20 protein-coding genes are annotated in these 21,167 nt (G+C 29.6%); 18 read left to right on the plus strand and 2 right to left on the minus strand.

Annotated features, from left to right (window positions below; translation table 11 throughout):
- Nucleotides 1–54: 54 nt before the first annotated feature.
- Nucleotides 55–1,467, minus strand: coding sequence for a vWA domain-containing protein (locus ACI48P_RS15245; protein WP_475217188.1), 1,413 nt, complete (start codon nt 1,465–1,467; stop codon nt 55–57).
- Nucleotides 1,468–1,776: 309 nt separating this feature from the next.
- Between ACI48P_RS15245 and ACI48P_RS15250 the strand changes: the two genes are divergently transcribed.
- The 5 genes from ACI48P_RS15250 to kduD all read left to right on the plus strand — a co-directional run bounded on the left by ACI48P_RS15250 (nt 1,777) and on the right by kduD (nt 6,323).
- Nucleotides 1,777–2,574 (plus strand): hypothetical protein, encoded by a 798-nt coding sequence (locus ACI48P_RS15250; protein ID WP_475217190.1) that lies wholly within the window; start codon nt 1,777–1,779, stop codon nt 2,572–2,574.
- A 23-nt stretch (nt 2,575–2,597) separates the two neighbouring features.
- Nucleotides 2,598–3,413 (plus strand): Cof-type HAD-IIB family hydrolase, encoded by an 816-nt coding sequence (locus ACI48P_RS15255; RefSeq protein WP_475217192.1) that lies wholly within the window; start codon nt 2,598–2,600, stop codon nt 3,411–3,413.
- 169 nt (nt 3,414–3,582) lie between these two features.
- Nucleotides 3,583–4,569: a LacI family DNA-binding transcriptional regulator gene (locus tag ACI48P_RS15260; protein WP_475217194.1), complete on the plus strand. Its 987-nt coding sequence runs from the start codon at nt 3,583–3,585 to the stop codon at nt 4,567–4,569.
- Nucleotides 4,570–4,683: 114 nt separating this feature from the next.
- Nucleotides 4,684–5,520, plus strand: a complete 837-nt coding sequence (gene kduI, locus ACI48P_RS15265; RefSeq protein WP_475217197.1) for a 5-dehydro-4-deoxy-D-glucuronate isomerase — start codon at nt 4,684–4,686, stop codon at nt 5,518–5,520.
- 20 nt (nt 5,521–5,540) lie between these two features.
- Nucleotides 5,541–6,323 (plus strand): 2-dehydro-3-deoxy-D-gluconate 5-dehydrogenase KduD, encoded by a 783-nt coding sequence (gene kduD, locus ACI48P_RS15270; protein WP_475217200.1) that lies wholly within the window; start codon nt 5,541–5,543, stop codon nt 6,321–6,323.
- Nucleotides 6,324–6,495: 172 nt separating this feature from the next.
- Here kduD and ACI48P_RS15275 read toward each other — a convergent pair whose 3' ends face one another.
- Nucleotides 6,496–6,885, minus strand: a complete 390-nt coding sequence (locus ACI48P_RS15275) for a (deoxy)nucleoside triphosphate pyrophosphohydrolase (RefSeq protein ID WP_475217204.1) — start codon at nt 6,883–6,885, stop codon at nt 6,496–6,498.
- 257 nt (nt 6,886–7,142) lie between these two features.
- On the opposite strand from ACI48P_RS15275, the gene ACI48P_RS15280 reads away from it, so the two are divergent.
- The 13 genes from ACI48P_RS15280 (at nt 7,143) to ACI48P_RS15340 (ending at nt 21,167) form a co-directional block, all read left to right on the plus strand.
- Nucleotides 7,143–7,463, plus strand: coding sequence for a cupin domain-containing protein (locus ACI48P_RS15280; RefSeq protein WP_475217207.1), 321 nt, complete (start codon nt 7,143–7,145; stop codon nt 7,461–7,463).
- Between the two features lie 110 nt (nt 7,464–7,573).
- On the plus strand, nt 7,574–8,980 hold the full coding sequence (locus tag ACI48P_RS15285) for a [FeFe] hydrogenase, group A (RefSeq protein ID WP_475217209.1): 1,407 nt from the start codon (nt 7,574–7,576) through the stop codon (nt 8,978–8,980).
- A gap of 193 nt (nt 8,981–9,173) precedes the next feature.
- Nucleotides 9,174–10,220, plus strand: a complete 1,047-nt coding sequence (gene hydE, locus ACI48P_RS15290; RefSeq protein ID WP_475217211.1) for a [FeFe] hydrogenase H-cluster radical SAM maturase HydE — start codon at nt 9,174–9,176, stop codon at nt 10,218–10,220.
- Nucleotides 10,221–10,243: 23 nt separating this feature from the next.
- Nucleotides 10,244–11,620, plus strand: a complete 1,377-nt coding sequence (hydG, locus tag ACI48P_RS15295) for a [FeFe] hydrogenase H-cluster radical SAM maturase HydG (RefSeq protein WP_475217213.1) — start codon at nt 10,244–10,246, stop codon at nt 11,618–11,620.
- A gap of 19 nt (nt 11,621–11,639) precedes the next feature.
- A complete protein-coding gene (gene hydF / locus ACI48P_RS15300) occupies nt 11,640–12,827 on the plus strand; it encodes a [FeFe] hydrogenase H-cluster maturation GTPase HydF (RefSeq protein ID WP_475217215.1) in 1,188 nt (395 codons plus the stop codon).
- 111 nt (nt 12,828–12,938) lie between these two features.
- Nucleotides 12,939–13,139, plus strand: coding sequence for a cold-shock protein (locus ACI48P_RS15305; RefSeq protein WP_475217217.1), 201 nt, complete (start codon nt 12,939–12,941; stop codon nt 13,137–13,139).
- A gap of 137 nt (nt 13,140–13,276) precedes the next feature.
- Nucleotides 13,277–13,981 (plus strand): hypothetical protein, encoded by a 705-nt coding sequence (locus ACI48P_RS15310; RefSeq protein ID WP_475217220.1) that lies wholly within the window; start codon nt 13,277–13,279, stop codon nt 13,979–13,981.
- A 257-nt stretch (nt 13,982–14,238) separates the two neighbouring features.
- Nucleotides 14,239–15,300: an extracellular solute-binding protein gene (locus ACI48P_RS15315; protein ID WP_475217222.1), complete on the plus strand. Its 1,062-nt coding sequence runs from the start codon at nt 14,239–14,241 to the stop codon at nt 15,298–15,300.
- Between the two features lie 121 nt (nt 15,301–15,421).
- Nucleotides 15,422–16,279, plus strand: coding sequence for a hypothetical protein (locus ACI48P_RS15320; protein ID WP_475217224.1), 858 nt, complete (start codon nt 15,422–15,424; stop codon nt 16,277–16,279).
- A gap of 26 nt (nt 16,280–16,305) precedes the next feature.
- Entirely contained in the window at nt 16,306–17,298 is a 993-nt protein-coding gene (locus ACI48P_RS15325; protein ID WP_475217226.1) for an ABC transporter ATP-binding protein, read from the plus strand.
- A 1-nt stretch (nt 17,299) separates the two neighbouring features.
- A complete protein-coding gene (locus ACI48P_RS15330; protein ID WP_475217228.1) occupies nt 17,300–18,994 on the plus strand; it encodes an ABC transporter permease in 1,695 nt (564 codons plus the stop codon).
- A 38-nt stretch (nt 18,995–19,032) separates the two neighbouring features.
- Nucleotides 19,033–19,194 carry a hypothetical protein gene (locus ACI48P_RS15335; RefSeq protein ID WP_475217230.1) on the plus strand — a complete coding sequence of 54 codons (162 nt, stop codon included), beginning with the start codon at nt 19,033–19,035 and terminating at the stop codon, nt 19,192–19,194.
- Nucleotides 19,195–19,433: 239 nt separating this feature from the next.
- A complete protein-coding gene (locus ACI48P_RS15340) occupies nt 19,434–21,167 on the plus strand; it encodes a sensor histidine kinase (RefSeq protein WP_475217232.1) in 1,734 nt (577 codons plus the stop codon).

The following is a 21,167-nucleotide window of genomic DNA, read 5'->3' on the forward strand; positions in this document are numbered from 1 at the left end:
AGAAAAACCAGCTTTATATATCATTTTAAAAATAAAAGCAAATAATATAACATTTTAGTTTATACCAGTTGCATCGTAGTTTTGACCACTATCTACAGCATCGCAACTATCAGCATTATGAGGTACTTTTACCTGTACATAATCATCAGTGTATAAGCCATATCCATTTTCAGCTCTAAAGTTAATTTGATAAACTCTTCCATCTCCTAATCCAGAACGCTCAGCTCTTAGCTTAGCTATACTAGTTCCTATACAGCTTGGATCCGCATCTGGTGCCATTTCTGGACCTCCTGCTCCAGGTTCAGTGGAAGTAGCTTCGTCACTGGTGATAGATAAAATAGTTATTGTAATAGGAGATTCATTAGGATCTGTTACACCTAAAATCTCAACATCAATAAATTTGTTATTAGCAGGCCATAGACAATCTGGACTAGCATAAGCATTTGAAGTGTCTGGTGGAGAAGGAATTGTAATTATTACATTTTGTGTTCCATACTGTATTTCATCAGAATCAATAGCTACTATATCAAAGCCATAGATACCAGGCGGTGTATCCATCGGTACTTTTATTTCTATTTCAAAAGGATACACTACACCTGTTGGGCCAGAGTATGAAGATGGTATTACTGAATTTAGCCAAGATATATAACCTGTAGTAGTTACTAGGTGTAAACCAGATATTAAAGGAGTAGTAAGTGCAGATAAAATTTCATCTTTTAACTGATTAACAAAATCATCAGTGGTTACTATAAAAGTAGATCCTCCTGTAATAGCACTCCAATATTCCCAATAATCAAAAACATCACTATTACTTCTACATTCGAGTAATATAATACTATTGTTTGCCATTTCATTAAGAACAGTTTGTAAGTCTAAGTCATCGCCATCTCCAAATGATTCACTTCTTCCAGGATCTCCACCTGTACTCCAAATATCTAAATCAGGATGGATACCTTTATTTAAGTTATCATCATGTGGAACATTGTCTCCAAAATGGACATATATTTTCTTTGAACCTGGACGCCAACCTAAATCAGTATCAGCGTAGCTTTCATAGAATACTCTAGTATAAGACTCAGGACCATCAGCTCCTTCAGAAGCGGATAACCCATTTATAGCAGTTTGTATTTTAGATGAATCATTTGTCATTGATTGTTCTAATTTATAAGGATAGTCGGATGTGCTACCATATGAAGCTGCATATCCATTGATGTTATAGTAATGTGGATAATCTTTATGAGAGATAACTGCGTATTGAATATTTATACCAGTATCATTTAATGCATTTATTAATTCTATAGCCTTATCTTTTGCAGTATTAATAATATTTCCCATACTTCCTGTTGTATCAAAACTAAATACCACGTCTGCTTGTGGAGGTAAGGGATCAATATAAACATATTTATGTTCAATTATACTTTGACCTGGAGCAAGAATTGCCATTAAGGTCTCGGGGCTTATTGACATAAATTTTCACCTCATTGAAACGATTTTTAAATTATGTCAAGATAATTTATAATCTTGACATAATTAATATATGTAAAATGTCGAAAATTGTGAATAATTCATATAAAATAATTATAAATATAATATGGTGAAAATATAATAAGATAAGTGTATTAGATTTAATAATGATTGGTATAGTAATTTTATATTTTATACTTACAAATTTAGGTGTAATAGGATAAAATCAGAATAAAAGGTTGATGATTTCCATTAACTTTTTTTATAAAACTATATAGAAGTAAATATTAAATAACTAATAATGGAGGAATTATGAGAGAAATTAAGTTATCTATTGTAGGAAATGAAGGGAATATAAAAAAGGAGCGTCAAAGAAAGAATAGTACTTATTTAGATTACAAAGATGAGTATGTTGAAGGTGATAAAATAGTTATTACAGTACCAGAAAAAAACGTATACTTAATGGTGCAATTAGATGAAGCACTTTCAATGTCATTAATTTATTTAAAAGAAAATACGTGGGAGTACAAGGTTCCAACAGATACGAAGTTAAGAAAGGCATACTCACCGAAAGTTTTTTCAGGTGCTGTGCATTACATAAGTGCTAGATATGCAACTAAGGAGGAAATAATCAGATATCAAAATCTAGCTTTTAATCCTCATGATCAAAAAAATGAAAGTGGAGCTTACCCGCATGCATTTGCTAATGTAGAAACAAGAGATGAGTCAACGTTCTTTGCAAGAAACGCAATAGATGGTGTATTGGCGAACGAATATCATGGTAAATATCCGTTTCAATCATGGGGAATAAATCAACAAAAAGATGCAGAGCTAACTATTGATTTTGGACGCACAGTAGAAATAGATAAAGTGGCGATAGTATTAAGAGGGGATTATCCTCATGATAGTTATTGGACTCAAGCTACACTTGAATTTTCAGATGGAACAGTAAAAGTGTTAGAGTTAGAGAAGGTGTTAGATCGTCAGTATTTTGATATAGAACAAACAAAGGTAGAATGGATAAAATTTAAAGACCTTATAAAAGCTGAAGATGAGTCACCATTCCCTGCATTAACTCAAATTGAGTTTTATGGTAAGAATATAATATAGAAAGTCAAAGGAGAGAGGATAGTATGTATAAGTTAATCTGTATAGATATGGATGGAACTTTATTAGATGAAAATAAAGAAGTATCTAGTGAGAATAAAAAAGTAATAAGTAAAGCTTATAATGATGGAATCTCGATAGCTATAGCAACAGGTAGATCTTATGCATCAGCAAGATATCATCTAGAAGATATATTGGGGATTAACGGTCATGTGATTGCATTGAATGGATCGTATATAAAAAGTACTACAAATGATAATGTAATATCTAAAACATGCTTTGACTATGAAGAGGTAGAGTTAATTTACAGTGTATTAAGTGGATTTGATTCAATAGTGTATTTCAATACTGAAACTTACACAATAACAAACTCTAAAGAATCTTTTAATAATAAAAATGTGCCTAAAGGAATGAATCGTATTTCAGTAAATAAGGAAGATATATTGGCAGAAATTATAAAAACTAAGAAAGAAATATTAAAGATAAGTGTTAATGAGATGGACGACGAAATATTTAAAAAAATTAAAGAAAGTTTATGTGAATTTAATAGATTTGAAGTAGTTAATTCAGACAAAAACTTTTTAGAGATTATGAAAAAGGATTGTAATAAAGGAAGTGCAGTAAAGCTCTTATCTGAAAAGTTACATATAAATAAAGAAGAAATCTTTTGCATAGGTGACAATGATAACGATATTGAAATGATACGTTTTGCAGGAACTGGAGTAGCTATGGGGAATGGATCTGAAGCTCTTAAAAAAAATGCTGATTATATAACGGATACAAATACTAATTCGGGAGTAGCTAAGGCTATAAGTTCTATATTAGAAAAGGCATCAGTGTAAAACGAGGATTGAATTTACTAGTTTTGTAATATGAAATGCAAAAATAAACTAGTACATGGATAGTTTCAAACTGTTATGTGATAGTTTTTATTGATTTGTGTAACTATATAAAATATAATATTACCATTATAAAGATGAGAGATAAACAATATGTTTATGGAGGTTATTTATGGCAATAACGATAAAGGATATAGCAAAGCAATTAGGGATATCACATTCAACTGTATCAAGAGCATTAAATGGATCAAATAGTGTCAATGAGCAAACTAAAGAAAAAATAATAAACAAAGCAGAAGAACTAGGGTATATTCCAAATATAAATGCAAGGAGTTTAAAATTATCAAAAGCCTATAATATAGGAGTGTTTTTTTCAACTATAGATAATGGTACTTCAGCCTTTGTGTTTCAAAATGTAATAAATAATGTATATGATAGTATAGATAAAAGATACAATGTAATAGTTAAAGGAATCGATACTTATGAAATAAACTCAATTAATCCTAAAAACTATGATGGGATAATAGTAGTAAGCCAAAAACAAGAAGACAATATTTTTATAGAAGAAATTCTAAGAAAAGATATACCGATGGTGGTTATAAATAGAGAAGTTGATTTTGAAGTAATAAATGTTTATACAAATGAGGATGTTGGAACATGCGAAGGTGTAAGCTACTTAATAGAATCTGGTCACAGAAAAATAGGCATAATAGAGGGAAAAGAAGGGTTTGATTCAACAAACTTAAGGAAAAAGGGCTATAAAGAAGCTTTTAATAATTATAGTATTAAAGTTGATGATAAAAATATATCTAAAGGCGATTTTTCAGTAAAAGGAGGATACGAAGCAGCAAAGAAAATTATAGAAAATGATATTACAGCTATATTTGCATTTAATGATGAAATGGCTATTGGAGCTATTAAAGCCATAAGAGAGATAGGAAAAGAAGTACCAAAAGATATATCTATATTAGGATTTGATGGGAATGAATTTGGTGAATATTTAATACCGAGTATGTGTACTATTAAAAGACCTATGGGAGAAATAGCTAAAAAAGGTACAGAGCTATTAATTAAAAAAATTAATGGAGAAGCAATTACGCAAAAAAAAGTATGTGTAGGATCAACACTAGTTATAGGTAAATCTATAAAAAGAATATAAATCTAAAAAATAGTATTGCAATCGTGTGCATAGGTTGATATAATGAATTCAAAAGAAGGAAGCACACGTGTGCTAAAAAATGCACACGTGTGTAAAGAAAGGGAGAGATTAATTATGAATATGGAAATTCGTTACTCGAATCACCCATCAGATTCTAAAAAATATGATACAAATCAACTAAGAGAACATTATTTAGTAGAGTCTGTTTTTGAAGAAGGTAAAATAAGACTAATATATAGTCATAACGATAGAATAATATTTGGGGGAATCACACCAATAGATGAAAGTTTAAAGTTAGGTGTATGTAAGGAACTAGGAACTGATTATTTCTTAGAGCGTAGAGAATTAGGAATAATCAATGTTGGTGGAGAAGGAAAAATAGTTGTTGATGGAACTGAATATAATATGAAAAATAGAGATGGATTATATGTTGGTCAAGGAACTAAATCTGTTGAATTTATATCTTTAGATTCTAATAATCCAGCTAAATTTTATATAAATTCATCACCAGCACACAAATCATATCCTACAGTTAAAATTGATATAGAGAAAGCTAATCCAGTTAGATTAGGAGATCAAGAAACTGTAAATAAAAGAACAATATATCAATACGTACATCCTGCAGTTTGTGACAGTTGTCAATTAGTAATGGGGCTAACAATACTAGAACCAGGTAATGTATGGAATACTATGCCATGTCACACTCATGAAAGACGTATGGAAGTTTATTTATATCTTGATTTACCAGAAGATGATTGTGTAATGCACTTTATGGGAGAGGGAACAGAGACTAGACATATAGTTGTGAGAAATGAGCAAGCTGTAATTTCACCAAGCTGGTCTATACATTCAGGTGCAGGGACTAGAAACTATGCATTTATATGGGGAATGTGTGGAGAAAATAAAACTTTCAACGATATGGATACAATAGCAATTAAAAATTTAAAATAATAAATTTAAGGGGAGAAAATATGAGTAATATATTAGATAAATTTAATATGAACTTTTTTTCATTAGAAGGAAAGGTAGCAATAGTAACAGGTGGAAATACTGGATTAGGTCAAGCTTATGCAGTAGCATTAGCTAAAGCTGGTGCTGACTTAGTTATACCAACATATGATAGAAATTGGGATGAGACTAGAGAACTTATAGAAAAAGAAAATAAAAAGGTTGTATTTGTACAAGCAGACTTAACTAAAGAAGAAGATAGAAAAAATGTTGTAAAAACTACTATGGAAAACTTCAACAAAATAGACATACTAGTTAACAATGCAGGTACTATAAGAAGAGCACCGCTACTTGACTATAAAGCTGAAGATTGGAATGCAGTTATGGATATAAACTTAAATGCAGTTTATTTCTTAAGTCAAGATGTAGCTAGAATAATGGTTGAACAAAAATGTGGTAAAATTATAAATATAGCATCTATGCTAGCATTCCAAGGTGGTAAATTTGTTCCACCATATACTGCAAGTAAGCATGGAGTAGCTGGAATAACAAAAGCATTTGCTAATGAATTAGCTGCTCATAATGTTCAAATAAACGCAATAGCACCAGGATACATAAAAACAGCAAATACAGCACCAATAAGAGCTGATGAAAAGAGAAATGCAGAAATATTAAGTAGAATACCGGCAGAACGATGGGCAGATCCATTTGACCTAATGGGTGCAGTTGTATTCTTATCTAGTAAAGCATCTGACTATGTAAATGGTCATGTTTTAGCAGTTGATGGTGGATGGTTAGTTAGATAATATTAAAGATTTAGCATTTATTCATTATGTATGAGGAGATGCTATATGTAACTCAAAATAAAAATATAGAGCCACAAAAATAAAGGGATGAACTCATATAGATTTCATCCCTTTTTGTATATAATTTGAATACAATAAGCCTGATATAGATCATATTTATTTGTATGACAAATTAATCAATAAGTGCTTTAACGGCTTCAACATCAGCAGGTGCCCATTTTAAAGAATCTAGATTCTCACGTTTAAGCCAAATAATCTTAGAATGCTCCGAAGCAACAGGAACACCCTCTATCAACTTACACCTCATACAAGTAAGGTTTATAGTGAAACTATCATACTCATAAGTAGTATTATTAAATATATCAAGAGCTTTAACACTACACGCAAGCTCCTCTCTAATCTCCCTTTCGATAGCCTCATACAATGACTCACCATCTTCGACTTTTCCTCCAGGAAACTCCCAACAATTAGGAAGAACCATCTTAGGAGACCTTAATGCACATAATATTTCATTATTACTATTTTCTATAATAGCCGCAACAACTTTTACTTTTTTCTTCATGATATTTCACCTCTGAAAAGAATTAATATATCTATTATACTAGATATCTGTAGAAATTAAAAAGCTCATCACGATGTAGGACAAAATATACATCAATTTTTATAAAGAATATATTCAAATAAAAAAGTATATGAAGATTAATTAAAAGTTTTTGCAAAAAATATTCAAAAACGTAACATGTGTTACATGAAAACAATTAAAGATAGTATATTATAAAGGCATAACTAAAGACATAAATTAAGTTGGAGGTAAATAATATGATGAATATTAATAATATAAAATTAAACCCAGTAAACATAAATAACCTAAACAAAAATAGAGAAATATTAGTTCAAAATGAAAAATTCAAAACAGTATACTTTGAATTTGAAGCTGGTAAGGGTCTACCTAATCACACTCATAACGGATATGCAGCAGTACAAATATTAAGTGGTAGTTTTGATATGGAATTTAAAAGTGGTGAAAAATTTGAGTTAAATCAAGGAGACTTTTTACCATTTGATGCAAGGGTAGAACACAATGTTATAGCTAAAGAACCAAGTAAAATACTAGTTATAATATCTCAGCCACTTTCTTAAAAAATTATAAAAATCAATCTCAAACTAGTTTAATTTATAACTATATGTTTGAGATTTTTTTATTATGGTATAAATTAAAGTGGAATATTATTTATAAGGAGTGCGAAATTATGAAACATCTATACACAGAAAAAGTTGTACCAATAGAACCGGATAACCCTGCTATAAAGATAGACTATGACAAATGTATTAAATGCGGTCTATGTAAACGAGTATGTGAAAGGGAGATAGGTGTTGCTAACTTTTTTGATCTAGAAAAGACTAATGATATAGCCATCTGTATAAACTGTGCACAGTGTGCTCAAGCTTGTCCAGTAGGTGCTATAACTCAAGTGGAAGATATAGATAGAGTAAAAGAAGCCTTAGAAGATGAAGAAAAAATAGTAATATTTAATACCGCACCGGCAGTCCGTGTTGCTTTAGGTGAAGAATTCCAAATGGAGACAGGTTCATATGTAGAAGATAAGATGGTCCATGCTCTTAGAGCACTAGGAGGAGATTATGTTTTTGACGTTACATTTGGAGCTGATATGACAATAATGGAAGAAGCTAATGAACTTGTAAAAAGAATAGTTGAGAAAAATGAAAATATACCTCAATTTACAAGTTGTTGTCCTGGATGGGTTACATTTGTAGAGACTTTCTATCCAGAACTTCTAAACAATTTATCTACTGCAAAAAGTCCAATATCTATGCAAGGAGCAACTATAAAAACTTACTTTGCTAAAAAAGTAGATATTGATCCAAGTAAGATTGTAAATGTTACAATTACACCATGTACTGCTAAAAAGTTTGAAATAGATAGACCTGAGATGAATGATTCAGCTAAGTTTAACAACATAGATGGTCTAAGAGATAACGACATAATAATAACAACTAAAGAATTAGCTAAATGGATAAAAGAAGAAGGAATAGACTTTGAAAACTTAGAAGGTTCTAAGTTTGATAATATGTTGGGTCTAGGAAGTGGAGCTGGAGTTATATTTGGTAATAGTGGTGGGGTTACAGAAGCTGCTGTTAGAACAGCCTATCACTCAATAACTGGACAAGATCCAACTAGTGAACTTTTAAAGTTTGAACCAGTAAGAGGATTAGATGGAGTAAAAGAAGCCTCTATAACTATAGGTGATGTTAATTTAAAATTAGCTGTAGTTCAAGGAACTGCTAATGCAAGAACATTAATAGAGAAGATAAAAAATAATGAAGTTGATTATGATTTTATAGAAGTAATGGCTTGTAAAGGTGGATGTATAGGTGGCGGTGGTCAACCTAAAACTACAAAAGTTATAAACGATAAGATAAGACTTAGCCGTATAGAAGGATTATACGGAAAAGATGTTGAGTTAAAAATAAAATGTAGTTACCAAAATCCTGATATAGTAGCAGTATATGATGAATTTTATAATGAACCATTATCACATTTAGCACATGAACTATTACATACGTCATATAGTTCTAGAAAACACATGCTAGGTCTTGATAATGAAAAAGAAGTATGTTCAGATGAGATTATATAAACTTATATAGTAAAAGTTGATTTACTATAATTATGCTGCCTTAAAAATATAATAAATTTTAAGGCAGTATTTTTTTGAATATAAGATAATTTGAGTTTTTTAATTAATATTTTATGAGAAGACTTTATTTAGCTCATTTTAAAGCATTAATAAAAAATAGTAGAAATCGAAAACATAAAATCGAGGTGAGAAAATGGATATTAGAGCTATAATACAAAAGCTATATGATACTAATGATGCATCTAGAGAAGAATTACTATATTTATTAGACAATATAGACGATGATAGCAAAAAATTTCTTATAGAAAAAGCCTATCAAACTAGGCTTAAGTACTTTGGAAATACGGTGTATGTTAGAGGTCTTATAGAAATTAGTAGCTATTGTAAAAAAGATTGTCTGTACTGTGGACTTAGAAGAAGCAATAAAAACGCAGATAGATATAGACTAGAGAAAGAACAGATATTAGAGTGTGCAAGAAGAGGAAATGAATTAGGATATAAGACTATTGTTTTACAAGGTGGAGAAGATGCTTACTACACTGATGAAAAAATGGTAGAAATTATTAAAGCCATAAAGGAAGAACTTCCAAACAACGCACTAACTTTATCAATAGGTGAGAGAAGCTATGAATCTTATAAAAAATTATATGAAGCAGGTGCAGATAGATTTTTATTAAGACATGAAAGTGCTACAAAGGACTTATACGAATCTATTCATAATAACGAGTCTTTTGAAGAAAGAAGAAAGTGTTTAAGAAACTTAAAAGAAATAGGCTTCCAAGCGGGGGCAGGATTTATGATAGGTCTGCCTAATCAAACTAATGAAGATTTAGTAAATGACTTAAGATTTGTAAAAGAATTAGAGCCAGCTATGTGTGGAATAGGCCCATTTATACCTCATAAAGATACACCTCTTAGAGATTGTACTGCTGGAACAACAGAAAAAACAGTAATATTACTTGCTATAACTAGATTATTACTTCCAAAGGTGTTATTACCTGCAACTACTGCACTTGCAAGCATTGATTCTAATGGAAGAAATGAAGGTCTAAAAGCAGGAGCGAATGTTATAATGCCAAACTTATCACCAATGGGTGTTAGGAAGAAATATTCTTTATACAATAACAAGGCATTTATACTTGATGAAGATGCAGAGTATAGACAAAATATAGAGAAAAATTTAAAAGAAGCAGGATTTGTGCTAGAAGTAGGAAGAGGAGATAATCCAGACTGGAGATAAGCTGAATATAAAGGGAGGATATTATGTTTATAAATCACGATTATATATATAAAATTTTAGAAGAAACAAAGAATCCAAGTATTGAAGAAATAAGAGAAGTTTTAGAAAGAGCTAAAAAAAGAGATGGATTATCATACAAAGATATAGCAATACTTCTTCAAGCAGAAGATGAAAAAGATTTACAAGAAATATATTCATTAGCTGGAGAAATAAAAAGAGACATCTATGGAAAAAGAGTAGTAGTATTTGCACCTCTTTATGTTAGTGACTATTGTGTGAATAACTGTGTATATTGTGGATATAAAAGAGACAATAAATTCAATAGAAGAAAATTAACAATGGAAGAAGTAGCAGAAGAGGTTAGAATATTAGAGCAAATGGGACACAAAAGATTAGCACTAGAGCTTGGTGAAGACCCAGTAAATGCGCCAATAGACTATGCTTTAGAGTGCTTAGACACAATATATAAAACTCAAAATGCTAATGGAGAAATAAGAAGAGTTAATGTAAACATAGCAGCTACTACTGTGGAAAACTATAAGTTATTAAATGAAAAGGGAATAGGAACGTATATATTATTCCAAGAAACATATCATAAAGAAACTTACGAAACAATGCATCCAAAATCATTAAAAGGAGATTATAACTATCACTTAACTGCTTTTGACAGAGCTATGGAAGCTGGAATAGATGATGTTGGAGCAGGTGTTTTATTTGGATTAGCTGACCCTAGATTTGAGGTATTAGCTCTTATGATGCATAATGCACACTTAGAAGAAAAGTTTGGAGTAGGATTCCACACTATATCTGTACCAAGATTACAGCCAGCTAAAGGAGTATCAATAGAAAACTATCCACATTTATTAAGTGATGAAATGTTTAAAAAGATAGTTACAATACTTAGAATTGCCGTACCTTTTACAGGTCTTATACTTTCAACTAGAGAAACTGCATCAATGAGAAGAGAATTATTAAAGTATGGTGTAAGTCAAATCTCAGCAGGTTCATCTACTGGTGTTGGTGGATATAAGCAAAGAGAAGAAGGGGAAGAAGTTAAGCAATTTAAGACTAATGATGAAAGAAGTCCTATAGAAATCTTAAAAGAGCTATTAGATGATGGATATATACCAAGTTATTGCACAGCTTGTTATAGAAAAGGAAGAACTGGGGATAGATTTATGGCTCTTGCAAAATCAGGAAACATAAAATATGTATGTGAGCCTAATGCTATTATGACACTTCTTGAGTTTACTCTAGATTATGGAGATAAAGAACTGTATGATAAAGCTCAAGAAATAATAAATGCTGAAGTTGAAAATATTCCAAGAGAAGATATAAAAAATATGACTAAAGAAAATTTAGAAAAAATGAAAAAGGGTGAAAGAGACTTTTATTTATAAATTTTTATAGGAGGAAACTATGAACAATACTCCAAATGCAAATAGAAAACACATAGGTATCTATGGAAATACAAACAGTGGAAAATCATCTCTTATGAACACTATTTTAGGACAAGATATTTCGCTTGTATCTAGTGTAGAAGGTACTACTACAGACCCTGTTCAAAAAGCTATGGAGCTTATACCTTATGGTCCAGTTTTATTAATTGACACAGCAGGACTAGAAGATAAAAGTGAACTTGGTGCTATAAGAATACAAAAAAGTTATGATTTCTTAAAAAGGCTAGATTTTGCTTTATATGTAGTAGATGCAAAAAATCCTGATTTAGATACTTATAAGATTTGGAAAAAAGAAGCTCTTAGATATAATGTGGAGCATTTAGTAGTTATAAATAAATTAGATACTGTAAGTAGTGAAGAATTAGAAAGTTTATCTAAAAGCTTTAAAGAATATGTAGGGGTATCTGCAAAAGATAAGATGGGAATAGATGAGCTTAAAGATAAAATAATAAAGAACCTAGAAGATGGTGAAGAGGAATTACCTATTGTTGGTGATTTATTAGAATATGGATCTAAAGTAGTTTTAGTAGTTCCCATTGATAGTGAAGCACCAAAGGGAAGAATAATTTTACCACAAGTACAAGTTATAAGAGATTGCCTAGACCATGGTATAAAGACTTATGTTGTAAGAGATACTGAACTTGAAGAAGCCTTAAATGAAGTAAAAAACATAGATTTAGTTATTACAGATTCTCAAGCTTTTAAGGAAGTTGAAAGTATAATACCAAAAGATATGAAGCTTACAAGCTTTTCAATATTATTTGCTAGGCAAAAAGGTGAGCTAAGTGAATTTTTAGAGGGAACTAAAAAGCTTGATACCTTAAAGCCAAATGACAAAGTACTAATTTGTGAAAGTTGTACTCACAATGTTTCTCATGAGGATATTGGAAGAGTTAAGATACCTAATATGCTAAGAAAAATAGTAGGTGGAGACTTAGACATTGAGTACAAGGTAGGTTATGATTTTAAAGAAAATGTAGAAGATTATGACCTAATAATTCACTGTGGTGCATGTATGGTAAACAGGAAAAGTGTATTAAATAAGATTAAAATATGCAAAGAGAAAAATGTTCCTATAACTAACTACGGAATGGTTATAGCGTATTTTACAAAGATATTAGAACGATCCGTTGAGATTTTTAAGTAACTTAAAATAAAAGACTATCTATTATTAATAATATGTGCTATAATAATATTTGTAGCAATACACAAATAAATTAACAGAAACCTAGAAATAGGTTCACAGGAGTATTTTTAAATGACAAATGGAATAGTAAAATGGTTTAACAATGAAAAAGGATTTGGTTTCATATCAGTAGAAGGTGGAGATGATGTATTCGTACATTTTTCAGCTATACAAACTGGTGGGTTTAAATCATTAGAAGAAGGTCAACAAGTAAACTTTAATATAGTTAAAGGTGCTAGAGGTCCTCAAGCAGAGAATGTAACTATATTATAATATATATATGTTCGTGAAAAAGACACATTATGTGTCTTTTTTTATTTTAATTAAATATATATTAAACTGAGAATTTTTATATAAAAATAATAAAATATTATAAAAATTATTATATAATCTAATTAGAGGTGGGAATATTGATATATAAATCAGGGAAAAAAGGATACTATAAATCCTATGAATATGCAAAAAGTATATTATGCGAAATGGAAAATATAGTAGCATTTAAAGCATTTAGCCATGAAAATCATGATTATTATGAAACAATAGATAATAATAAAAATTATTATAATTTGATTTTATTTGATGAAAATTGTAATGAATATTGGTTCGATACTAACTGTGGACACAAAGGAATGGGAAGTGTTTATAGTGAAAAAATCTTAAGATTAGTAGGTATTAGAGAAGATTACAACTTAGCTTTTGAAAAAGAAATCTATGTACTTGATTTATGCCTAGATAACAAGCTAAATCTCTTAGTGGTGGAAATTGATTTATTAATTACTATTGAAAAATACTTTATAAAGTCTTTGATAAGTGTAGACTTTGAAAATGCATACTTAAAACACAGAGCTTTAGAAAGCTTACAAATATTTGGAGCTGTAAAATCTATTAATGGCGCTATAGGTGGAGAGTTATATATAAAATACTTCGATAATTATGCTTCTGAGGAAAACGTTTATGAAGAGTGGGGTGTTAATAATATATTATTTTTAGATAGTTCCATAAATAAAGGTATTAAGAATAATATAAGCTACAGTATAAAAGATTTATTAGGTTTAGAAAATGATATTTTTATAAAAGATATTAAAAAAACAGAATATGGTATACATAGTTATTAAAAATATAAGTATGAAAATTAAAGAGTAAGTTAAGGGTTAAATTAAAGCGTAAGTTAAAGTATAAAATAAATAGAGAATAGATAAAAATAAAACTTTATATATATAAAAGTAAGAAATAAAAAATCATCATAGAAAAAAACGATATATAATAAGTAAACTATAGAAACAAACGATACTAAAGATTAACCCCAAATTGTTGACCCTGAAAATAATAAGTCTTAAAATTAAGATGGAAATCATTAGGGGGGAAATCAAAAATGAAGAGAAAATTAACAGCAATTTTATTAACTGCAGCAATGTCATTATCACTTGTTGCTTGTACTAAAGACAGTGGATCAAGTAAAGATGATGCATCAAAAACTGGGAAATTAGAAGATACATTAGTAGTTTATACTACTCATGGGGAAGAGATGCTAGAAAAAATATCTGATGAATTTACAGAAGAAACAGGGGTTAACGTTGAATTTATCAACTTAAAAGGTGAGCTAGCAGACCGTGTTAGAAGTGAGAAGGACAATCCTCAAGCAGATATAATGTTTGGTGGGGATACGTCTACATATATGCAATTAAAAGAAGAAGGATTATATGAAAAGACTGAACCAAGTTGGAGTAACGAATTAGACAAGTCTTTCAAAGATTCAGAAGGATATTGGTATGGGACTATAAAAACACCAGTAATGATGTTTTATAACACAGAACTTTTACCAGCTGATAAAGCACCAAAAGATTGGAGCGATTTAACAAAAGAAGAATATAAGGACTTAATAGTTACTAGAGATTCATTATCATCTTCTATGCGTTCTACAGTTAGTAATTTAATAAACTACTATTCAACTACAAAGAGTGAAGATGAAGCTTGGAAGTACCTTGAAGATTTAAATAAAAATATAAAGAACTACTACAACAGTGGAAGTGTTATGTACTCAGCAATAGGTAAAGGTGAAGCGGCTATATCTGTTGCAGTATTAAGTGATATAATAGATAACAAAGAAAAAAATAATATGCCATTAGAAGTTGTAGATGCAGAAAGTGGTTCAGTAGTAATAACAGACTGTGTAGCAGCTTTAAAAAATGCACCACATCCAAATGCAGCAGCTAAATTCGTAGATTTTGTTGGAAGTGCTAAGGTTCAAGCTATGGTTGCAAACGACTTTAACCGTATACCAACATTAGATTCTGCACTTAAAGATTCACCAGAGTGGATGTCAAAAGAATATAAAGCTATGGATGTAGATTGGTCAGTAATTGGAAAAAATCAATCTAATTGGATTGAAAAATGGGAAACTGATATAATTGATAACAACAAAACTGTAAAATAGCCTAATTAAATAATTTAATATCATATACAAAAATAGTGAGGATTCTCCTCGCTATTTTTCTAGGCAAAACTTTTACAGATAGTACTAAAAGTAGGATTCATGTGGATAAGGAGATAAGAAAATGGGACTAAAAATTAGTGATTACAAATTATTATGCAATAAAGGTAGTGGCGATTTTAACGAAGATATCATAGGTTTATCACCTTATGGGGCATGGGTACTTGATGGAGCGACAGGTTTAAATAATAAAAACCTAGTCTCTACAGAAAGTGATGCCAAATGGTATGTAAATTGGTGGAATAGTTATCTTCATGAAAATATGAAAAGAGAAGAAAGCTTAAAAGAAATTATTAAAGATGGTATTGAAGAAATAAATAAAGAGTATAACAAATTAATAGGTGATAATAAGATAGAAGCAATAGATTTTCCTTCTTGTTCATGTTCTATATTAAAGTTTTATGAAGATAAAATAGAGTATTTACTTTTAGGCGATTGTACTTTATTAGTTGATCATAAGGATTCTGTAAAAATCTTAAAAGATGAGACTATATGCGGACTTGATAAAAAAGTATTTGATTTTATGGAAGAAATAAAAGATTCTACAAACCTGACTTTAAATGAGAAAAAAGCTAAGGTAATGCCGATTATAATAGAAAATAGACTTAAGAAAAATACTGTAGGTGGTTATTGGGCGTTAGAGTTTTCTAAAGAAGCCGTTGACAACTGTGTAAGTGGATTTATTGATTTAGAAGATGAAATGAAAATTATGATGACTAGTGATGGTTTTTCATGTGGATATGATAGATATAAGATTTTTAATAAAGAAGAGATGATGAAAGTAGCTCAAGTCAAAGGGATAGACTATATTTATAGAAAAGTTAGGAAACTTGAAAAGGATGATGAAATGGCCATAGAGTTTCCTAGATTTAAAATTTATGATGATTCATCATGTGTATATTTAGACTTTTATAAACATTAGATAATTTACGGGGAAGATAGGGCGATATGAAGAATATAGAATTAAAAGAGATTAATCATTATTATGGAAAAGAAAAAGTATTACACGATGTTAATATATCCATTGAGGAAGGGGAGTTTTTTACTTTATTAGGTCCTTCTGGATGTGGAAAAACAACTATTTTAAGAACTATTGGGGGATTTATAAAACCTTCTTCTGGGAGTATTTATGTTGGTGATAAAGATATTACTAACCTAGAGCCAGAGAATAGGAATATGGGAACAGTGTTTCAAAACTACGCATTGTTTCCTAATATGACGGTAGAAGAAAATGTATCTTATGGATTAAAAATAAAGAAGTTATCTAAAAAAATGATAATGGAAAAATGTGATAATTATTTAGAATTGGCAGGAATGAAAGATTTTAGGAAAAAAAGAATTGATGAACTATCTGGTGGGCAACAACAAAGGGTAGCAGTAGCAAGAGCTTTGGCTACTGAGCCCACTATGCTTTTATTAGATGAGCCAATGTCTAATTTAGATATAGCTTTAAGAACAAAGATGAGAGAAGAAATAAGGGAGATACAGCAAAAGATAGGTATTACAACATTATTTATTACTCATGATCAACAAGAAGCTTTAGCTATTTCTGATAGAATAGCTGTAATGGATAAGGGAAAAGTACTTCAGATTGGTACACCAATGGAAGTTTACAAAAATCCAGCAAATGACTTTGTGGCAAACTTTGTAGGTACTTCAAATTGTATTGAAAAAGAAGATTATAATGATTTTGCTATTGAAAAAGAGACTAAACATTATATTTATAAACGACCTGAAGAAATGGTATTATTACAAAATACTAATCAAAGGGGATTTGTGAAAGTAAAAATAGAATCTAAGAATTTTTTAGGGCCAATATTAGAATATACAGTATCAAATAATGGAAAGAAATATCAAGTAACTGAACTTAATAGACTTAATAATAGTGACAAACTAAAAGTAGGGGACATGGCATATTTAGGTGTGTTACAAGGTGAATAATATGATTAAAAAAAATAAAAATCATAAATTTATAGCTAAAAATATTATCTCTATTATTTTATACAGTTTATTATTTTGGGTCTTGATTGGATATATTATTGTACCTATATGTAATACCTTTGTACAAGCCTTATATGGTGAAGGTGGATATTCTTTTGGAGTTTTCAAAGAATATTTTTCAAATGCTAATAATTTAAGAGTAATAAGTAATACTATTATCTTGGGATTAGGATCTGTACTTGTATGTGGAGTTATGGGAATATCACTTGCTTTATATATGACATTTATTTGTGATAAACACAAAAAAGCAATACATATCCTTTTACTAAGTCCAATGATGATCCCTGGAGTAATTATGGTAATAGCATGTATTCAACTATATGGAGAAAGTGGAATAGTCACAAAAGCTATAGAAATTCTACTACCTTTTATCAACATACCTTATGAATTTAGTGGATTAAAAGGTATTTTATTCGTGGTTGCATATACTCAATATGTGTATTTCTACTTAAATGTGTATGTTGCCTTAAAATATGTAGATTACTCAACAGTGGAAGCAGCAAAAGGTATGGGAGCATCAAAGCTAAGAGTATTCTTTGATGTAATAGTACCAGTTATTACACCAGCAGTTATAACATCTACTATTGTAACTTTCGCTTCAGGAATTAGTTCATTTTCAGCACCAAACCTTATAGGTGGTGGATTTAAAGTTTTAAGTACTCAAATTGTTAGGTCTAAGGCTAATAACCATATGGATATAGCCTCAGTTCAAGTAATTATATTATTACTGATGGGTATTTCATTTATGATATTATTACAGTATTATGGCAAAAAATATGGAGTAGTAGCATCCTTAAAATCTCAAAGCTTTAAAGTAAACAATAAGAAAAATACCTTATTTACCTTTGTATGTAAGATTGTTATTGGAATACAAATCCTTATGATTATGCTTCCTATAATTACTATTGTTTATTTATCTTTTGTAAGTACCCATTCGATTATGACGACTATATTCCCTAAAGATTTTACCTTAGAGAATTATAAAATGATCTTTGAAAAATCACGAGTACTACAACCAATGTTAAACAGTTTAAAAATGTCTTTAATGGCAGTGGTATCAGGTCTTATAATTACTGTACCAGTAGCATATTTGGTGACTAAAAAGGACAATAGCTATAATAAACTAGCCAAGTTTATGATAATGTTGCCTTGGAGTATGCCGGCAAGTGCTATTGCAGTAAATTTAATAAATACATTTAACCAAAAGAACATCTTTGCTTTTAATGAAATTTTAATAGGTGGATTTTATATTTTACCTATAGCTTATACAATTTACGCTTTACCATTATTATTTTCTTCTAATGAGGTTGCTATGAAGTCTATAAATTTAGGACTAGAAGAATCCTCAAGAAGCTTAGGAGCCGGAAAATTAAAAACTTTTTATAATGTAATAATTCCTAATATGATGCCAGGAATAATTTCAGGAGCCATATTGGTGTTCATTCGTACCATAGGAGAGTATACAATGTCAGCATTACTTTATGGTGTTTACAACAGACCTATTTCCATTTCGATTGTAACTAATATGCAAGAATTTAATATAGGAGTATCTATGGCTTATGGGGTACTAGTAATTGGTATATGCTATATAGCACTATGTCTTATTTTTAAACTAGATAGGAAAAGATTTATATAGGAATAGATATTCAAATAATATAAAGGAGTGCTGTGTTCATGAATGAAAATAAAGGTAAAGGCTTAGGAATTGTTTTTGGGGCAGGGTTAGGGCTAATATTTGGAAGCTCTGTAATTTCATCAGCTTATAGTCTAATCATAGGAGCTTTTATAGGATTATTAATCGGTTCTATTTATGATAATAAGCACAAGAAAAGTTAATGAATATTAGTATTAAACTATACTAGATTTTAATTTATAAAGTAAATTTAATAAGTAATATTAATATGTCAAAAATTAAAAAGAGCAGTTGTATTAGAGAGGATATTATCTAATATAACTGCTCTTTTTGATATAATTCTCTATTTTTTTATTTAGCATCCAAATATTCTTTCAATATTGATAAAACCCTTTCATTGGTATAAAATTAATAATTAGACTTATAAGAAGTAGCAAAGGAGATGGGACCTATTAAAATACTAAATAAAAGTATTACATTTAAATTATTCTTATTAATGTTTACATTTACACTACTAATAGTTGGACTAATAGTAACATGGATTATCAGAGATACAAACCAAATGACTAAAAAAGAAATGTATGAGATGAGAAACCAAGTTTTAAGTGAAATATCCAACAACATATCAATACTGTTATCCAATGTAGAAACCATAGGAAATAATATAGTAGTAGACAGTGAATTAACAGATATATTAGATGTACCCAAAGAAGAACTTCCTAAAGATAAAGAATCAAAGAAGAAAATGGACTCATATGTAGAAGGTCTACTAAATGATGAAGTATGGAAATACGGTGAGTTTAACATGAAGCCAGAGCTATATGTAATAGGTGAAAATGGACTTACTTATAGTACCTACTCAAAGACTAAATATGACATAGATAAAATAAAAAGCGAAGACTGGTATAATAAAATAATAGAAGCTGATGGTGACACGGTACTTATTAATACCTATAAAGATGAAAATGGAATAGGTCCATACAAAAATATATTCAAAATGGGAAGATTAATAAAGGACTTAATAACAGAAGAAACCTTAGGGGTATTAATAATTGATATAAGTGAAACTATGTTATATGACAGATATGCTGAAGCCTTAAAATCAGGATCAGATATTTATATTATAGACTCACAAGGAAAAATAATCTCAAGCAAAGATAAAAGAGATATAGGCATGAATTATGAAGAAGTTAAGGAAGGTCTAGAACGTAAAAATAATACACAAAATATTGAAATAACTTCTAAAATTAATAGATATGGATGGAGCATAGTACAAGAAGTTCCATCAAGCATTTTGACTCAATTATCAACACAAATAGCACAAAGAATTTTATTAATATTAGCAGTGGTAAGTTTATTAGCATTATTAATAGCTTACAAGTTATCTGTACTTATTACTAAACCAATTTTTAATATAAAAAATAAAATGGATGAAGTAATGGAAGGAAATTTAAAAGTACAAGTTGAGGTAGAAAATGATGATGAAATAGGACAATTAGGGAAATCCTTTAACAGCATGGTAAATTGGCTAGATTCTTCTATAATAGAAATAAAACAACAAGAAGAGCAAAAAAGAATAGCAGAGTTAAGCTTTTTACAAGCACAGATAAATCCACACTTCTTATACAACACTTTAAGTGGAATTAGGTTTTTAATATCTATGAATAAAACAGAAGAAGCAGAGGAGATGCTTTATAGGTTTACAAAATTATTAAGAAGTATATTGCCAAAAGCTAGTGAAATGATTTCTTTAGAAGAAGAAATGAATAACATTGAAAACTACGTAGAGCTACAAAAAATGAGACATCCAAATTGTTTTGATGTTAGCTATGACATAGATCCAAGTATAAATGAATTTGATGTTCCATCTTTTATTTTACAGCCGATTGTAGAAAATGCTATTTTGTATAGTATGGAAAAAGAGCATAACAAAGGTGTTATTAGTATTACTGGATATAGAAGTAAAGATGGAATAAGAATAATAATAGAAGACAACGGAATCGGAATGACTCAAAACCAAGTAAAAGCTGTATTAAAGAAAGAAGAATCTATGAATAGAGTGGGAGTAATAAATGTTCATGAAAGATTACAGTTAAATTATGGTGAAGAATATGGATTAAAAATAGAAAGTATAGAATCTAAAGGTACAAAAGTAATATTTATTTTACCTAGTTAG

The sequence above is a fragment of the Romboutsia sp. LXY-2 genome, assembly GCF_056171995.1.

Bases quoted from the DNA above. Each gene is read 5' to 3' on its own strand.
- ACI48P_RS15245 (WP_475217188.1), bottom strand. From the start codon at position 1,467: ATGTCAATAAGCCCCGAGACCTTAATGGCAATTCTTGCTCCAGGTCAA.
- ACI48P_RS15250 (WP_475217190.1), top strand. From the start codon at position 1,777: ATGAGAGAAATTAAGTTATCTATTGTAGGAAATGAAGGGAATATAAAA.
- ACI48P_RS15255 (WP_475217192.1), top strand. From the start codon at position 2,598: ATGTATAAGTTAATCTGTATAGATATGGATGGAACTTTATTAGATGAA.
- ACI48P_RS15260 (WP_475217194.1), top strand. From the start codon at position 3,583: ATGGCAATAACGATAAAGGATATAGCAAAGCAATTAGGGATATCACAT.
- kduI (WP_475217197.1), top strand. From the start codon at position 4,684: ATGAATATGGAAATTCGTTACTCGAATCACCCATCAGATTCTAAAAAA.
- kduD (WP_475217200.1), top strand. From the start codon at position 5,541: ATGAGTAATATATTAGATAAATTTAATATGAACTTTTTTTCATTAGAA.
- ACI48P_RS15275 (WP_475217204.1), bottom strand. From the start codon at position 6,885: ATGAAGAAAAAAGTAAAAGTTGTTGCGGCTATTATAGAAAATAGTAAT.
- ACI48P_RS15280 (WP_475217207.1), top strand. From the start codon at position 7,143: ATGATGAATATTAATAATATAAAATTAAACCCAGTAAACATAAATAAC.
- ACI48P_RS15285 (WP_475217209.1), top strand. From the start codon at position 7,574: ATGAAACATCTATACACAGAAAAAGTTGTACCAATAGAACCGGATAAC.
- hydE (WP_475217211.1), top strand. From the start codon at position 9,174: ATGGATATTAGAGCTATAATACAAAAGCTATATGATACTAATGATGCA.
- hydG (WP_475217213.1), top strand. From the start codon at position 10,244: ATGTTTATAAATCACGATTATATATATAAAATTTTAGAAGAAACAAAG.
- hydF (WP_475217215.1), top strand. From the start codon at position 11,640: ATGAACAATACTCCAAATGCAAATAGAAAACACATAGGTATCTATGGA.
- ACI48P_RS15305 (WP_475217217.1), top strand. From the start codon at position 12,939: ATGACAAATGGAATAGTAAAATGGTTTAACAATGAAAAAGGATTTGGT.
- ACI48P_RS15315 (WP_475217222.1), top strand. From the start codon at position 14,239: ATGAAGAGAAAATTAACAGCAATTTTATTAACTGCAGCAATGTCATTA.
- ACI48P_RS15320 (WP_475217224.1), top strand. From the start codon at position 15,422: ATGGGACTAAAAATTAGTGATTACAAATTATTATGCAATAAAGGTAGT.
- ACI48P_RS15325 (WP_475217226.1), top strand. From the start codon at position 16,306: ATGAAGAATATAGAATTAAAAGAGATTAATCATTATTATGGAAAAGAA.
- ACI48P_RS15330 (WP_475217228.1), top strand. From the start codon at position 17,300: ATGATTAAAAAAAATAAAAATCATAAATTTATAGCTAAAAATATTATC.
- ACI48P_RS15335 (WP_475217230.1), top strand. From the start codon at position 19,033: ATGAATGAAAATAAAGGTAAAGGCTTAGGAATTGTTTTTGGGGCAGGG.
- ACI48P_RS15340 (WP_475217232.1), top strand. From the start codon at position 19,434: ATGGGACCTATTAAAATACTAAATAAAAGTATTACATTTAAATTATTC.